Consider the following 15,342-nt stretch of genomic DNA (forward strand, 5'->3'; position numbering starts at 1 on the left):
CGCACGGTACCGGCGATTGTTCACGGTAACAAGGGAGCACGACCATCGGTTGCGAAACTCCCACACCCGTCGGACATCCGGGCGAGCAGAACGCCGAAGCGGGAGGGCCGGCAGCCTCTGCGCCGGCCCCGCCCGGTCAGTGCCCGCGCGCGATCCACTCCTCGCGGTGCGGCGCCTCCGCCCCGATCGTCGTCGAGTCGCCGTGGCCGGTCCGGACGACGGTCTCGGCGGGCAGCGTCAGCAGGCGCTCCGTGATCGAGTCGATGATCGTCGGGAAGTCGCTGTAGGAGCGGCCGGTGGCCCCCGGCCCGCCCTGGAAGAGCGTGTCGCCGGTGAACACCGTGCCGAGCGCCTCGGCGACGAAGCAGACGGCGCCGGGGGTGTGACCCGGGGTGTGCCGCACCTCGAGCTCGACGCCGGCGACGGGCACGATCCGCCCGTCGACCAGGGCGCCGCTCGGGGCCGTACCGGGGTGCACGGCGTCCCACAGCATCCGGTCGGCCTCGTGGAGCAGCACCGGGGCGCCGGTCGCAGCGCGGACTCCCTCGACCGCGTCGAGGTGGTCGTCGTGCCCGTGGGTCAGCAGCACGGCGAGGAGTCGGCGCTCGCCGACGGCCGCGAGGATCGCGTCCGCGTCGTGGGCGGCGTCGATGACGACGCACTCGGAGTCGTCGCCGACGATCCAGACGTTGTTGTCGACATCCCAGGTGCCGCCGTCGAGGCTGAAGGTGCCGCTCGTGACGAGCTGCTCGATCCGCGCGCCCATCAGAGCACCACCACCGAGCGGAGCACGTCGCCGCCGGCCATCGTGGCGAAGGCCTCCTCGATGTCCTCGATCCCGATCCGCTCGCTCACGAACTCGTCCAGGGGCAGTCGGCCCTGGAGGTAGAGGCCGGTCAGCATCGGGAAGTCGCGCTCGGGCAGGCAGTCGCCGTACCAGCTCGACTTCAGCGAGCCGCCGCGGCCGAAGACGTCGAGCAGGGGGATCTCGAGCGTCATCTCGGGAGTCGGCACCCCGACCAGCACCACGGTCCCGGCGAGGTCGCGGGCGTAGAACGCCTGGCGCCAGGTCTCGGGGCGGCCCACGGCGTCGATGACGACGTCCGCTCCGAAGCCGTTCGTCAGGGCCTGCACCGCCGCGACGACGCCCGCCTCGTCGAGGCCGCTGGAGTCGATGACGTGCGTGGCGCCGAGCTTCTCGGCCGCGACCAGCTTCTTGGGGTCCCGGTCGATCGCGATGACCGTGCCGGCGCCCGCGAGAGCGGCGCCGACCACGGCGGCCGTGCCGACTCCTCCGCAGCCGATGACCGCGACGGAGTCGCCGCGCGTCACGTTCCCGGTGTTCATCGCCGCGCCGAGGCCGGCCATGATCCCGCAGCCGAGCAGGCCCACCGCGGCGGGGTCCGCCTCCGGATCGACCTTCGTGCACTGCTTCGCGTGCACGAGGGTCTTCTCGGCGAAGGCGCCGATCCCGAGGGCGGGGCTGAGCTCGGTGCCGTCCTCCAGGGTCATCCGCTGAGTCGCGTTGAAGGTGTCGAAGCAGTACCAGGGCTCGGCCCGGGTGCAGGCCCGGCACTCGCCGCAGACCGCGCGCCAGTTGAGGACCACGAAGTCGCCGACCGCGACATGGGTGACTCCCTCTCCGATCGCGCTGACCCGTCCGGCCGCCTCGTGACCGAGGAGGAAGGGGAAGTCGTCGCTGATCCCGCCCTCGCGGTAGTGGAAGTCGGTGTGGCAGACACCGCAGGTCTCGATGTCGACCACGGCCTCGCCCGGGCCCGGATCGGGGACGACGATGTCGACGAGCTCCACGGGAGCGCCCTTCGACCGGGCGATGACGCCGCGCACAGTGGTGGGCATGGGGGCTCCTTCGACGGGGGCGTGCAGGTCCGCTCCACAGTAACGACCGCGGGAGGCGGGTGCGCCGGGTGGACGCGGGCGCTCCCGCCCACTCCGGGGCCGGGCCGCCCGCCTCGCGGACCGCGACCCTGACAGTCGGTAGGGTGCGGGCCATGCGCACTCTGTACCCCGAGATCGAGCCCCACGACTCCGGCATGCTCGACGTCGGCGACGGCCACTCGCTCTACTGGGAGGTCTCGGGCAACCCCGAGGGCAAGCCCGTCGTGTTCCTGCACGGCGGCCCCGGAGCCGGCACCTCGCCCGCCCACCGGCGGCTGTTCGACCCCGAGAAGTACCGCATCGTGCTGTTCGACCAGCGGATGTGCGGCCGCTCCACCCCGCACGCCGGCGAGCCGGAGGCCGACCTCTCGACCAACACCACCTGGTACCTGGTCGCCGACATCGAGCGCCTCCGCGAGCACCTCGGCGTCGAGCGCTGGCTCGTGCTCGGCGGCTCCTGGGGCTCGACCCTCGCCCTCGCCTACGCCGAGACCCACCCCGAGCGGGTCAGCGAGATCGTCCTCCGCGGGATCTTCACCCTCCGGCGCGCCGAGCTCGAGTGGTTCTACGAGGGCGGCGCCGCCGCGGTCTACCCGGACCTCTGGGAGGGCTACACCTCCGTCGTCCCGGCCGGCGAGCGGGGCAGCCTCATCGAGGCGTACTACCGCCTGCTCCACGACGCGGACCCCGCCGTGCACGGCCCCGCCGGCGTCGCCTGGACCACCTGGGAGGCGTCGACCATCACCCTCGTGCAGAAGCCGGAGCTGATCGCGGACTGGTCCGATCCCGTCTTCGCGCTCGCCTTCGCCCGCATCGAGAACCACTTCTTCGTGCACAGGGGCTGGTTGGAGGAGGGGCAGCTGATCCGCGACGCCGGCGTCCTCCGCGACATCCCGGCCGTCATCGTGCAGGGCCGCTACGACATGTGCACCCCGGCCTTCACGGCCTGGGACCTGCACCGGGCCTGGCCCGAGGCCGACTTCCGGATGATCGCCGACGCGGGCCACGCCTTCGACGAGCCGGGGATCCTCGACGCGCTGATCGAGGCGACGGACCGCTTCGCGTCCTGACGGGCGGGGCGGTCCGCGCCTCGCGGCCGGGATGCCCGGGCGCCCGTGCCTGAGCGTCCCGCGCCCGGTGCCGTCGTGTCCCGGGAGCGGGTCTACCCTGATCAGATGCGCGCGGACGACGCCTCCGGGATGGAGGACTGGCCCACCGGCCGGCTGCTCTCCACCGCCTCCCGGATGGTCGAGCACGCCTGGCACGGCGCCCTCGCCGAGATCGGCCTCACCCACGCCGGCCTGATCGTGCTGCACCTCCTGCAGGCGGGTCCCGTCGCGCAGAAGGAGCTGGCCGCCGCGGCCCACGTCGAGGTGCAGACCATGTCGCGCACCATCGAGCGCCTCGAGCGCGAGGGCCACGTCTCGCGCACCACGGATCCGTCGGACCGCCGCCGGCAGCTCGTCGCGCTCACCGACGTGGGCAGCGAGGCCTGGCGCCGGGCGCACCGCCTCGAGGTCGACATGTTCCCGGGCTCGCTCGAGCACGGCCCCCTGCGCGAGGCGCTGCTCGAGATCATCCGCTCGGCCAGCGAGTCGCGCTGGGGCTGACCGCAAGCCCGAGCGGAGCCCGTCCGCGGAGCGCTAGCTTCGTCGGCATGACCTTCAACGACGACTCCCAGCTCAGCGGCGGCAAGGTCCGCCGTCGCGGCCGCACCACCGGCATCGCCGTCGGCGGGGGCGCGGTGGGCGTGGTCGTGCTCGCGCTGCTCTCGCAGCTGCTCGGCGTGAACCTCTCGGGCCTCGGCGAGGTGTTCGGCGGAGGCGGGTCCTCGCCGGAGGGCGTCACCTCCACCGCGGTGGCCTGCGACAGCGGCGCCGACGCGAACACGCAGGTCGACTGCCGCCTCGAGGGTGCGGCTGAGTCGCTCGACCGCTACTGGGGCGAGCAGACTCCGACCCTCGGAGTCGCCTACACGACCCCGACCGGCGTCGACCTGTTCGAGGACAGCACCACCACCGGCTGCGGGAGCGCGACCGCCGCGGTCGGCCCGTTCTACTGCCCGCCGGATCGGACGATCTACCTCGACACCGACTTCTTCGACGAGCTGCGCACCCGGTTCGACACCTCGGGCGGATCGCTCGCGCAGATGTACATCCTCGCCCACGAGTGGGGCCACCACATCCAGAACCTGACCGGCGCGATGGAGTCGGCGGACCGCTCCGGCACCGGCCCCGAGTCGGACTCGGTGCGCCTCGAGCTGCAGGCCGACTGCTTCGCCGGAGCCTGGGTGGGCGACGCCTCGACGGTGCCCGACGAGACCGGCACGCCCTACCTCAAGCCGGTGACGGCGCAGGAGTACCAGGACGCGCTCGGCGCCGCGGCCGCCGTCGGCGACGACCGCATCCAGGAGCAGGCCACCGGCACCGTCGATCCGGAGGGGTGGACGCACGGCTCGGCCGAGCAGCGCCAGCGCTGGTTCCAGGCCGGCTTCGAGGGCGACGCCATCGACTGCGACACCTTCGCCGCCGCGCAGCTCTGACCCGGCGCCGCTGAGCGCTCCTCGCCGCTCGATGAGGACCCGCGCGGGTCAGGACACGGAGTCGGCCGGCTCCTCCATGTACCACTCGGTGAACGAGCGCGCCCGCCCGTCAGGGGCGAAGCGGATGACCCAGAGGTTCAGGTAGGTGCGGTCGCCCGGATAGACGGTGCGCGCCTCCACCACGCCGGTCTCCTCCGTCAGCGCGACCAGGCCCCACGCGAACGTCGGGTCGGCGGGCTCCTCCTCCGCCAGCCACCACTCCACGATCGCGTCGCGCGGAGTGATCGCGTCGCGGTGCGGCGCCGTGAAGTACTCGGCGTCCTCGGTGAACAGTGCGGCCACATCGGCCGCGTCGTCCGTGGCCCAGGCCTTCTCGTAGCGGGCGATCCAGCTCTCGATGTCGATCATCCGCCCATCCTCGTCCTGCCCGACGCGCGCGGGAAGGAGAAGGAGGGAACAAAGCGGCGCCCCGCGCTGTTGAGCCCCGAGCCGGTCGAAAGCAGAGCCGAGCGATACGATCCCGCCGACGACGGCCCGCCCGCCGCCGCGGTCCGGGTGCACGTCCGCCGCCGACACGAAGGACAGCCGTGCCCGACTCCGACAGACGCTCCCTGACCCGCTCGCCGGACCCGCGCCTCATCACCGCCGTCCTCGCCTTCGCGGGGATGAGCGCCTCCTTCATGCAGACGCTGGTCGTCCCGATCCAGTCCGAGCTGCCGACGCTGCTCGGCGCCGACCGCACCGAGACCGCGTGGGTGATCACCGCGACGCTGCTCAGCGCCTGCATCCTCACCCCGGTCTCCGGCCGCCTCGGCGACCTCTACGGCAAGCGGCGGATGGCCGTGGCCGCGCTGGTCGTGCTCGTGATCGGCTCGATCGTGTGCGCCTTCGCGGGGGACGTGTGGACGCTGGTCGTGGGCCGGGCCCTCCAGGGCGCGGTGATGGGCGTCATCCCGCTCGGCATCTCGATCCTCCGCGACACCCTCCACCGCGACCGGCTCCCCGGTGCGATCGCCCTGGTCAGCGCGACCCTCGGCATCGGCGGCGCGCTCGGCCTGCCGCTCAGCGCCCTCATCGCGCAGAACACCGACTGGCACGTCCTGTTCTGGATGTCCGCGGGCCTCGGCGTCCTCGACATCGTCCTCGTCCTCCTGGTCGTACCGGTGTCGACGCTGCGCTCGCCCGGCAAGTTCGACGTGGTCGGCACGATCGGCCTCGCCCTCGGACTGAGCGGCGTGCTGATCGCCGTCTCGCGCGGCAACGACTCCGGCTGGACGAGCCCCGCGATCCTGGGCTCCGGCCTCGGCGGCATCGCCGTCCTGCTCCTCTGGGGCTGGTACGAGCTGCGGCAGGAGAGCCCGCTCGTCGACCTCCGGGTGGCCGCCCGCCCCGCCGTGCTCTTCACCAACCTCGCCTCGGTGGCGGTCGGCTTCGCGTTCTTCGGCGCCCAGATCACCCTGCCGCAGCGCCTCGAGCTGCCCGCCGCGTCGGGCGTCGGCCTCGGCCTGAGCCTGATCGTGGCGAGCCTCGTGCTCGCCCCCTCGGGCCTGGCGATGATGGCGACGTCCCCGCTCGCCGCCCGCCTCTCGGCGCAGTCCGGGCCGCGGCTCGTGCTGATCGCCGGCTCCGGGCTGATCGCGGTCTCGTACCTGCTGATCCTCCCGTTCGGCGGCGAGGTGTGGCAGATCCTGGTGATCAACGCCCTCATCGGCGTCGGCCTGGGCCTCGCCTACGCCGCGATGCCGACGCTCATCATGCACGCCGTCCCCGCCTCGGAGACCGCCGCCGCGAACGGGCTGAACTCGCTGATGCGCACCCTCGGCACGACGCTCTCCTCCGCCGTGACCGCGGGCGTGCTCGCGCAGCTGACCGTGTCCGTCGGCGACGTGCAGCTGCCGAGCTCGCAGGGCTTCGAGACCACGTTCGTGATCGGCGCGATCGGAGCGCTGGTCGCCGTCGCCCTCGGCCTGCTCATCCCGCGGGCGCCCCGCCCTGAGGCGCGACCCGCTCTGCCCTGACCGGCCCGCGCGTCGTCGGCCGCGAGTGCTCCTCGCTGAGGAGACCTGGTCGCGGCCGGCGACGCGCGGCCCGCTACTCGTCCTCGAGCAGCATCCGCTCGATCTGCAGCTCGCGCAGCCGCGTCGAGGCCTGCAGGTTCTCGCGCGCGGCGAGCACCAGGCGGCACAGCAGCACCAGCAGCACGATCGCGAGCACCGCGACCGCCGTCACGACGACTCCGTACAGCGCGGTCAGGACTCCCCAGGTCTGGATCATCCCTCGACGCTACGGAGCCGCACCCGCCCTCGCGTCCCCCGCCCGACGGAGTGAGCGGGGCGAGGCGAGCGGCCCGTGCAGGGGCAGCGGACGCGCAGAGCCCTGCCCGCAGGGGCTCAGCCCGCGAACGCCCCGCGGTACGCCCGCGCCGGGTGCGTCGCCGGCAGCTCGTCCGTCCCGAACAGCTTGCGGCGCAGCGTCCCCTCGGCGTACTCGGTCTGCGCGAGGCCCCGCTCCTGGAGCACCGGCATCACCCGGTCGACGAACTCCTCGTAGCTGCCGGGCAGGATCCAGTTGACGACGTTGATCCCGTCGATCCCCGCGTCGCGCCAGCCCGCCAGGTGGTCGGCGATCTGCTCCGGAGTGCCGACGACCCGTCCGCGCAGCTTCGCCGAGAGCCGGGCCAGATCACGGACGGTCGGCTCGCGGTCGGGGGAGGCGTCGCGGATCCACTGCAGGTGGCTCTGGCCGGCGTAGGTCTCGATCGCCGAGAGCGGCAGGTCGGGGTCGAGCTTCTCGCCCGTCGCCGGGTCGAAGCCGAGGTTCGAGTGCACGAGGAAGGCGTCGGAGGAGAGGTACTCGTCGATCTCGCGCTCAGCGCGTCGCGCCTCCTCCTCCGTGTCGCCGGTGATGAAGGAGAGCCCCAGGTAGAAGGAGGGCGCACCCGCTCCGCGACCGGCCGCCGCGGCGAGGGCCCGCGTGTCCTCGATCAGCTCGCGGGTCTTCTCCGGCGACCCCGAGAACACGAACTGCGCCTCCGCGTTCCGCGCGGCGAAGCGCCGGCCCGCGGGGGAGGAGCCGGCCTGGAAGAGCACGGGCGTGCGCTGGGGGGACGGAGCCGAGAGGTGCGGCCCCTGCACGCGGTAGCGCTTCCCGACGTGGTCGATGCGGTGGATGCGCGCCGGGTCGGCGAAGGAGCCGCTCTTGTCGCGCAGGAGCGCGCCGTCGTCCCACGAGCCCTCCCACAGCTTGTAGACCACGTCGAGGTACTCCTGCGCCCAGGCGTAGCGCTCGTCGTGCTCCTCGAGCCGGTCGTAGCCGAAGTTGCGGGCCGCGCCGTCGAGGGCGCTGGTGACGATGTTCCAGGCGATCCGCCCCTTCGAGAGATGGTCGAGGGTCGAGACCTTCCGGGCGAAGTCGAACGGATGCGACTGCAGCACCGAGCTCGTGAACGCGAAGCCGAGGTGCTCGGTGCTCACCGCCAGGGCCGAGAGCAGCACCGACGGGTCGTTGCTGGGCAGCTGCAGCCCCTCGCGGGCGTTGACGTCCCAGTCGCCGTCCGCCGGACCGTAGAGCCCCGCCACGTCGGCGAAGAACATCGCGTCGAAGCGGCCGCGCTCCAGCGTCCGGGCGAGGTCGATCCAGAGCTGCACGTCGTCGAACTCGTGCTGCCGGGCGTCGGGGTGGCGCCAGAGGCCGTGCTGGATGTGGGAGGCGGTGTTCATGACGAACGCGCAGAAGCGCAGCGGGCGGGGCTCGGTGATCACGCTCCCAGGCTAGGCCGGGTGCCTCCCACCGGTCTCGAACGACTCCGCGCGTAGGGTGTCCGACTGTGGAATCCCGCATCCCCGAACCCGCGCACGCCGTCCCTCCGCTGACGGATGCCGTCGCCGAGGCGCTCGACGCCACCACCGTCGCCGAGATCCGCGCTCTGCGCGACGACTTCGCGCGCTTCATGCTCCAGTACAAGTTCGGGATGGACGAGATCGTCACGAAGGTGTCGATCCTGCAGGAGGAGTTCCGCGAGCTGCAGGAGTACAACCCGATCGAGCACGTCACGAGCCGGCTCAAGTCGGCCGACAGCCTGATCGAGAAGATCGAGCGCAAGGGCTGCGAGACGACCTTCGACGGCATCGCCGACGCGATCACCGACATCGCCGGCGTGCGGATCACCTGCAGCTTCGTCTCGGACGTCTACCGCGTCTTCGACCTGCTCACCTCGCAGTCCGACGTGACGGTGCTCGAGGTGAAGGACTACATCGCCGAGCCGAAGGAGAACGGCTACAAGAGCCTGCACGCGATCGTCGAGGTGCCCGTGTTCCTCTCCGGCGGATCGGTCGACGTCTGCGTCGAGGTGCAGTTCCGGACCATCGCGATGGACTTCTGGGCGAGCCTGGAGCACAAGATCTACTACAAGTACGACCGCCAGGTCCCGCAGGAGCTCCTCGACGGCCTCGCCGACGCGGCCCGCACCGCCGCCACCCTCGACGCCGACATGGAGCGCCTCCACCGCCAGGTCCGCGGCCCGCTGCCCGGGGCGCGCACCTACGACGTCTGACGCGCCGCCCCACGCCCCCGATCGGGCCGCCCAGACTCCTGCCGATCGAGCAGCCCGCGCAACGGGCGTCTCGAGATCCCCCTACGGAGTCAGCAGCGGCAGCAGCGCCAGCAGCAGCACCGCGGAGCCGTTCAGCGTCGCGTGCGAGACGATCGCCGCTCCGAGCCGCCCGGTGATCGTCGCGATCCAGCCGTGCACGAGTCCCGCGGTGACCGTGGTCACGCCGAGCGTCACGATCGTCGCCGGGTTCACCATCTGGTGCCCGTGCAGCAGGGCGAAGACCGCCGTGGACGCCAGGATGCTGAACGCCATCGCCCAGACCCGGTGGCCGCGGGTGGGCGGCGCCGACTCCGCGGAGCCCCGAAGCATCCGGTTCCGCACCGCGCGCATCACGACGCCGCGGCAGAGGACCTCCTCGACCAGCGGCGCGACGACGACGGGGATGAGGACCGAGCTCAGCACGAACCACAGCGGGTCGGGGTCGATGTCGAGGTTCCCCTGCGCGTCCTGGAGGAGCGGAGCGAACGCGGCGAGCACGAACAGGATCACGACGCGCACCGCGATGCCGAGCCCGATCCCGATGGGCACGTCGATCCAGCGGAACCGCAGCCCGAAGTCGGCCGCCATCGTGCCCAGCCCGCGCAGCCGAGACGCCGCGAACGGGACGATCAGCGCGACGAGGTAGCTCGCGAGCGCCCCCGCGAAGGCGAGTCCGGCGGAGTAGGGGAGCACGCCGAACCCGAACAGCAGGATGAGCACGGCCAGCGGCAGGACGATCCCGACGATCGTGAGCACGGCGGTCGGCAGGCCCCAGCGGACCCGAGGATCGGGCAGGTAGAGGAGGGAGGAGTAGGGCGCGTGGACCGAGGGGAGGGGCTCGGCCGGCCACGACGTCGTCGCAGCGGAGTCGGGCGCGAGCGTCGCGGGATCGGGCGGCGGGAAGGCGTCGGGTTGCATGGCCGGGCCAGCCTACGCAGACCGCCTGGACGGGATCCGGGCCGCAGTCACTGCTCGGCGCGGGCCGGAACGGGAGGGATGTGCGGCAAATCGCGGCGGCGGGGACCTCCGGGTACGAAGAAACCCCCGCCATGTAGAAGCTAGGCGAGGGTTCCAGTGGCTCCGACGGGCGTCGATCCCGTGACCTCACGATTTTCAGTCGTGCGCTCTACCAACTGAGCTACAGAGCCGTTGCGACGTGATGTCGCTGGAGAGGTGATCTCCTGAAAAAGGCCCTTCCTCTCGGAAGGGCCTCTTTGCGACCCTGACGGGACTTGAACCCGCGACCTCCGCCGTGACAGGGCGGCACGCTAACCAACTGCGCTACAGGGCCTCGTTGCGAAGACAAGCATACTGCCTTCGAGGCTGTTCTATTTTCACGCCCCGACCCTCTCGAGCCGGCGCACTTTCCGGTGGTGCTGGTACTTCTGGTGGTGCTGGTAGTACCGACCCATCCGTGACCCCAACGGGATTCGAACCCGTGCTGCCGCCGTGAAAGGGCGGTGTCCTAGGCCACTAAACGATGGGGCCGGAGACTCGCGGGGCGACCCTGCGGCCGACCCCCCATGACTACCGACACGCAAGCATAGGGGGCCGCGGCGCAGGATGCAAAATCGACGGTTCCGCAGGCGGCGTGCACCCCGTCCGGGGTTGACCCGGGTCTAGGAGATCGGGCAGGGCCGCGGTTAGGGTGGGGCGGAATCGCTCTTCCCCCCACCCGCGCGCCGGAGCCGCACCGCCGCGGAGGGAGGGCCCCCTATCCCCGAGGTCCCATGCCCCACTCCCTGCGCCGTCCGCGTTCCGCCCGCCTCCCCGGCGCGCCGCGACTCGGGCGACTCCGAGGTGCTGCCCTGGCCTCCGCCGTCGTCGCGCTCGTCGCCGGCCTGCTCGTCGCCACTCCCGCCCAGGCGGTCGAGTACCCGTCGTGGGCCGACGTCGAGGCGGCGAAGGGCGACACCGCCGCCGCGGCCGCTCAGGTCGACCGGATCACGTCCCTGATCGGCGACCTCCAGAGCGAGGTCGCCTCCGCCCAGCAGCTCGCGCAGCAGCGCGGCGACGAGCACTTCGCCGCTCAGCAGGCGTTCGACGAGGCCTCGGACCAGTCGAAGAAGCTCGAGGACCGGGCCGCCGCCAGCGCCGAGGAGGCCGACAAGGCCTCGCAGCAGGCGGGCCTGCTCGCCGCGCAGCTCTACCGCAGCACCGGCACCGACCTGTCCGTCAACATCTTCCTCGACCAGAAGGCCGGCCAGGCCGACCAGCTGCTGTCGAAGATCGGGAGCATGACCAAGCTGGTCGAGCGCTCCTCCGCGATCTACGAGCAGGCCAGCACCGCCCGCAACACCGCGTCCTCCCTCGCCGACCAGGCCGAGGTCGCGCAGACGGAGCGCGAGCGCCTCCGCGTCGCCGCCGAGCAGAAGCTGGCCGAGGCGACCGCCGCCCAGGAGGCGTCCGAGGCCGCGCTCGCCGAGCAGCAGGAGCAGAGCGTCGTGCTCGAGCAGCAGCTCGCCGCGCTCCGCGACACCGAGTCGAAGACCGTGGCCGAGTACGAGGCCGGCGTCGCCGCCCGCGAGGCCGAGCGCCTCCGGAAGCTCGCCGAGGAGGAGGCCGCCCGCCAGGCCGCCGCCCAGGCCGAGGCCGCGCGCCGCGAGGCCGCTCGGGCCGCAGCCGCATCCAGCGGCGGCAGCGGTGGCGGTGGCGGGTACGTCGCCCCCTCGGGCGGCGGCGGCTCCAGCGCCGTCAGCGACTCCGGCTGGGTCCGCCCTGCCGGAGGCCGCATCACCGGCACCTTCGGCCCGCGCGACAGCATCTCGACCGGCGGAGGGTCCTCCGGCTCGTACCACCGCGGCACCGACCTCGCGGGCGGCTGCGGCATCCCGATCTTCGCGGCGCACAGCGGCACCGTCTCCTACGCGGGCCCCAACGGCACCTACGGCAACTGGGTTCTGATCGACCACGGCAGCGGCATCAGCACCGGCTACGCCCACATCATGTCCGGCGGGATCTTCGTCCGCGTCGGCCAGCAGGTCCAGGCGGGCGAGCAGATCGCCGCCGTCGGCTCGACCGGCGCCTCCACCGGCTGCCACCTGCACTTCGAGACCCGCGTCAACGGCTCCGCCGTCGACGCCCAACCTTTCATGGCCCAACGAGGAGTCACCCTTGGCTGACGCACAGACGACCGCACGCACCTTCACCCCGGCACCCCGGGAGCGCGCCTGGAAGGGCCGCCTCCCGCTCGTCATCTCCGCCGCCTTCGCGGTCACGGCGGTCACCGCGTCCCTCGGCATCACCCCGGCCCTCGCCGACGACGCGAAGTACCCCTCGTGGGACGACGTGCAGAACGCCAAGAAGGACGAGGCGAGCAAGCAGGCCGAGATCGACTCGATCACCGGCCTCATCGCGAGCCTGCAGACCGCGGTCGACGAGAAGTCGATCACCGCGATGAAGAAGGCCGAGGCCTGGCGCCAGGCCAAGGAGGCGCTCGACGCCGCTGCGAAGGCCGTCGCCGACCTCGAGGAGAAGGCGACCACCGCCTCCGCCAAGGCCCAGACCTCGAAGATGCGCGCCGGCCTGCTGGCCGCGCACCTCTCTCGCGCCGCCGGTGGCGACCTCTCCGCCAGCCTCGTGGCCAAGGGCAAGGACGCGGGCGACCTGCTCTACCAGCTCGGCGCGATGTCGCAGCTCTCGGAGCAGTCGCAGAAGGTCTACGCCGACGCCCTCGCCGACAAGCAGAACGCGGAGTCGCTCGGCGACCAGGCCGACCGCGCCGTCACCGAGCACCAGGCGCTCTCGGACGAGGCCGACGCCGCCCGCAAGGACGCCGACGCGGCCGCCGAGTCGGCCCGCGCGTCGCTCTCGGCGCAGGAGGAGAAGTCGCAGGAGCTGGTCGCCCAGCTCGCGCTGCTGAAGGACTCCTCGGTCGAGGCCGAGACCCAGTACCTCGCGGGCGAGCAGAAGCGCCAGGCCGACGAGGCCGCCGCTCAGGCGCAGGCCGAGGCGGAGGCCGCCGCTCAGGCGCAGTCCACCGCCCGCTCCGCCCAGCAGCAGTCCTCGGCGCAGGCCGACACCGCCGCCCCGTCGCGTCAGACCGCGTCCCTCCCGCAGCCCGCCGCGCCGCAGCCCGCGCAGCAGCAGCCCGCTCCTGCTCCGGCCCAGCCCGCTGATCAGCCGGTCGCCCAGCCGGCGGCTCAGCCGCTCCCGCAGCCGGTGACCGCTCCGGTCCTGGTGCCGACCAGCGGCGCCGTCGAGAACGCGATCTCGTACGCGATGGCGCAGCTCGGCGAGGAGTACGTCCTCGGCGGCATGGGCCCGGACCAGTGGGACTGCTCGGGCCTCACCAAGGCCTCGTACGCGTCCTCGGGCATCTACATCGGCACCCACTCGGCGACGAACCAGTACAACACGATGGCCGGCGCCGGCAAGCTCGTCCCCTACAGCCAGCGCCAGCGCGGCGACCTGATCTTCTGGGGCGGCGGCGGGGACTACTACCACGTGGCCATCTACCTCGGGAACAACCAGATCATCGAGGCCGCCGACTACGGCAAGCCCGTGCGCATCTGGAACACCTGGGGCACGCCCGCCGGCATGGTCGGCCGCCCGGCCGCCTGAGCCGCGGCCACACAGCACAACGAGAGAACCCCCTCCTGTCGAGACGACGGGAGGGGGTTCCTTCGTTGATGCGAGGGGTCAGTGACCCTCTTCGGCCAGCTTCTTGATGCCGTCCTGGACGATCTGCTCCGCCTCGGCGGCGTCGCCCCACGCGTCGACCTTGACCCACTTGCCGGGCTCGAGGTCCTTGTAGCGCTCGAAGAAGTGCTTGATCTCGTTCTTCGTCTGCTCCGGGACGTCGCCGATGTCCTGGATGTGCTGCCAGCGCGGGTCCTTCGCGGGGACCACGATCACCTTCGCGTCGGAGCCGGCCTCGTCGCTCATGTTGAGCACGCCGACCGGGCGGACGGAGACGCCCACGCCCGGGAAGACGGGGTACTCGAGCAGCACCAGCGCGTCGACCGGGTCGCCGTCGAGGCCGAGGGTGTTCTCGAAGTACCCGTAGTCCGTCGGGTAGACGAAGGAGGTGAAGAGCACGCGGTCGAGGTAGACGCGACCGGTCTCGTGGTCGACCTCGTACTTGTTGCGGCTCCCCTTGGGGATCTCGACGACGACGTCGTATGCGGCCATGCTCTCTCCTTGAGTCGGTGGCGCCGTGAGCGGCGCATCGGCGGACGGATCGGCCTCCGGAACGCTCGCGCGGGTGCGCGCGCGGGAGGGGCGGATCGCTGGCATTACGTTACTTGATGTGCCCGATCGCCCCCGCCTGACCCCCGCCGTCGCCGATCTGCGGCGGGCGGTGCGCGAGAGCCTCGACGGGCTCGACCCCGGAGCGCTCGTGCTGGTCGCGCTGAGCGGGGGAGCGGACTCGCTCGCGCTCGCGGCGGCGGTCGGCTTCGAGGCCCCGCGGGGCGGGAGGCGGGCCGGCGCGGTGATCGTCGACCACGGGCTGCAGGAGGCGTCGGCGGAGGTCGCGCGGCGGGCCGCGGAGCAGGCGCACGGGCTGGGGCTCGCTCCGGTGCTGCGCGAGGTGGTGACGGTGTCCGCCGAGGGCGGTCCGGAGGCGGCCGCCCGCAGCGCGCGCTACCGCGCCTTCGACGACGCGCTGACCGCGACGGGCGCCGCCGCGATCCTCCTGGGCCACACCCTCGACGACCAGGCCGAGACGGTGCTGCTGGGGCTCGCCCGCGGAGCCGGTGCGGCCTCGCTGCACGGGATGGCGCCGGTGAGCGGGCCGCTGAGGCGGCCGCTCCTGGGCCTGCGCCGCGAGACGACCCGCCTCGCCTGCTCCGACCAGGGGCTCGTGCCGTGGGACGACCCGCACAACGACGACCCCCGCTACTCGCGGGTCCGGGTGCGGAACCGCGTGCTGCCCGTGCTGGAGGACGAGCTCGGGCCGGGAGTGGCCCAGGCTCTGGCGCGCACGGCCGAGCAGCTGCGGGAGGACGGGGACGCGCTCGACGCGCTCGCCCTCGACTGGGCGCTCGAGCTGGTGGGCCAGGACGAGGCGGGGCACGTCACGGTCGACGCGCGCGGGCTCGCCGCGGACCCGCCGGCGCTGCGGCAGCGGATCATCCGCCTGGTCGTGGCGAACGAGTTCGGAGTCGCGCTCTCGCGCTCGCAGACGCTGGCGGTCGCCGCGCTGGTCACCGACTGGCACGGCCAGAAGGGCGTCGACCTCCCCGGCGTCCTCGCCACCCGCCGCGGCACCACCCTCGTCTTCGCACCCGCGGCCCGCCGCGCGACCTCCGCCGACGCCTCCTGCAGCCCGTGGTCGACGATCACCGCGCCGGCCCGCCTCCCGCCC

At 72.7% G+C, this 15,342-nt stretch carries 15 protein-coding genes and 3 tRNA genes; 8 read left to right on the plus strand and 10 right to left on the minus strand.

Translation table 11 applies throughout. The features are described from left to right. Nucleotides 1-136 precede the first annotated feature (136 nt). Both C5C33_RS11300 and C5C33_RS11305 read right to left on the minus strand, forming a co-directional pair. A complete protein-coding gene (locus C5C33_RS11300) occupies nt 137-766 on the minus strand; it encodes an MBL fold metallo-hydrolase (RefSeq protein WP_104247850.1) in 630 nt (209 codons plus the stop codon). Then, a complete protein-coding gene (locus C5C33_RS11305; RefSeq protein WP_104226021.1) occupies nt 766-1,860 on the minus strand; it encodes an S-(hydroxymethyl)mycothiol dehydrogenase in 1,095 nt (364 codons plus the stop codon). The genes C5C33_RS11300 and C5C33_RS11305 overlap by 1 nt, the downstream gene beginning before the upstream one ends. 152 nt (nt 1,861-2,012) lie before the next feature. On the opposite strand from C5C33_RS11305, the gene pip reads away from it, so the two are divergent. The 3 genes from pip (at nt 2,013) to C5C33_RS11320 (ending at nt 4,441) form a co-directional block, all read left to right on the plus strand. Next, a complete protein-coding gene (pip, locus tag C5C33_RS11310) occupies nt 2,013-2,969 on the plus strand; it encodes a prolyl aminopeptidase (protein WP_104224398.1) in 957 nt (318 codons plus the stop codon). A 105-nt stretch (nt 2,970-3,074) separates the two neighbouring features. After that, a complete protein-coding gene (locus C5C33_RS11315; RefSeq protein WP_104247849.1) occupies nt 3,075-3,509 on the plus strand; it encodes a MarR family winged helix-turn-helix transcriptional regulator in 435 nt (144 codons plus the stop codon). Nucleotides 3,510-3,556: 47 nt separating this feature from the next. Further along, nucleotides 3,557-4,441: a neutral zinc metallopeptidase gene (locus tag C5C33_RS11320; RefSeq protein ID WP_104247848.1), complete on the plus strand. Its 885-nt coding sequence runs from the start codon at nt 3,557-3,559 to the stop codon at nt 4,439-4,441. 48 nt (nt 4,442-4,489) lie between these two features. Here C5C33_RS11320 and C5C33_RS11325 read toward each other — a convergent pair whose 3' ends face one another. Further along, entirely contained in the window at nt 4,490-4,849 is a 360-nt protein-coding gene (locus C5C33_RS11325; RefSeq protein ID WP_104261159.1) for a nuclear transport factor 2 family protein, read from the minus strand. A gap of 179 nt (nt 4,850-5,028) precedes the next feature. Here C5C33_RS11325 and C5C33_RS11330 point away from each other — a divergent pair, with 179 nt between their 5' ends. Next, a complete protein-coding gene (locus C5C33_RS11330) occupies nt 5,029-6,459 on the plus strand; it encodes an MFS transporter (RefSeq protein WP_258069226.1) in 1,431 nt (476 codons plus the stop codon). Between the two features lie 73 nt (nt 6,460-6,532). Here the strand turns inward: C5C33_RS11330 and C5C33_RS11335 are convergent, their stop codons facing one another. Both C5C33_RS11335 and C5C33_RS11340 read right to left on the minus strand, forming a co-directional pair. Continuing rightward, nucleotides 6,533-6,715, minus strand: a complete 183-nt coding sequence (locus C5C33_RS11335) for a hypothetical protein (protein ID WP_104224402.1) — start codon at nt 6,713-6,715, stop codon at nt 6,533-6,535. 116 nt (nt 6,716-6,831) lie between these two features. Continuing rightward, nucleotides 6,832-8,160 carry an NtaA/DmoA family FMN-dependent monooxygenase gene (locus tag C5C33_RS11340; RefSeq protein WP_374953130.1) on the minus strand — a complete coding sequence of 443 codons (1,329 nt, stop codon included), beginning with the start codon at nt 8,158-8,160 and terminating at the stop codon, nt 6,832-6,834. A 230-nt stretch (nt 8,161-8,390) separates the two neighbouring features. Between C5C33_RS11340 and C5C33_RS11345 the strand changes: the two genes are divergently transcribed. Beyond that, nucleotides 8,391-8,993 carry a GTP pyrophosphokinase family protein gene (locus tag C5C33_RS11345; RefSeq protein WP_104224409.1) on the plus strand — a complete coding sequence of 201 codons (603 nt, stop codon included), beginning with the start codon at nt 8,391-8,393 and terminating at the stop codon, nt 8,991-8,993. Between the two features lie 81 nt (nt 8,994-9,074). On the opposite strand, the gene C5C33_RS11350 is transcribed toward C5C33_RS11345, so the two are convergent. The 4 genes from C5C33_RS11350 to C5C33_RS11365 form a co-directional block, all read right to left on the minus strand. After that, nucleotides 9,075-9,950: a CPBP family intramembrane glutamic endopeptidase gene (locus tag C5C33_RS11350; protein ID WP_104261160.1), complete on the minus strand. Its 876-nt coding sequence runs from the start codon at nt 9,948-9,950 to the stop codon at nt 9,075-9,077. Between the two features lie 157 nt (nt 9,951-10,107). Further along, nucleotides 10,108-10,180 (minus strand) — tRNA-Phe (locus C5C33_RS11355). 69 nt (nt 10,181-10,249) lie between these two features. Continuing rightward, nucleotides 10,250-10,323, minus strand: a tRNA-Asp gene (locus C5C33_RS11360). A gap of 124 nt (nt 10,324-10,447) precedes the next feature. Next, nucleotides 10,448-10,520, minus strand: a tRNA-Glu gene (locus tag C5C33_RS11365). Between the two features lie 242 nt (nt 10,521-10,762). On the opposite strand from C5C33_RS11365, the gene C5C33_RS11370 reads away from it, so the two are divergent. Further along, on the plus strand, nt 10,763-12,154 hold the full coding sequence (locus C5C33_RS11370; protein WP_104261161.1) for a peptidoglycan DD-metalloendopeptidase family protein: 1,392 nt from the start codon (nt 10,763-10,765) through the stop codon (nt 12,152-12,154). Then, on the plus strand, nt 12,147-13,595 hold the full coding sequence (locus C5C33_RS11375) for a C40 family peptidase (RefSeq protein WP_258069227.1): 1,449 nt from the start codon (nt 12,147-12,149) through the stop codon (nt 13,593-13,595). Before C5C33_RS11370 ends, C5C33_RS11375 begins: the two co-directional genes overlap by 8 nt. Before the next feature lie 78 nt (nt 13,596-13,673). Here the strand turns inward: C5C33_RS11375 and ppa are convergent, their stop codons facing one another. After that, the gene (ppa, locus tag C5C33_RS11380; protein ID WP_068255683.1) at nt 13,674-14,165 is read right to left on the minus strand and encodes an inorganic diphosphatase; all 492 of its coding nucleotides are present in this window, start codon (nt 14,163-14,165) and stop codon (nt 13,674-13,676) included. A 169-nt stretch (nt 14,166-14,334) separates the two neighbouring features. On the opposite strand from ppa, the gene tilS reads away from it, so the two are divergent. Beyond that, the coding region (gene tilS / locus C5C33_RS11385) for a tRNA lysidine(34) synthetase TilS (RefSeq protein WP_374953824.1) at nt 14,335-15,342 on the plus strand (1,008 nt) is incomplete at its 3' end.

The organism is Rathayibacter sp. AY1H3 (assembly GCF_002932015.1).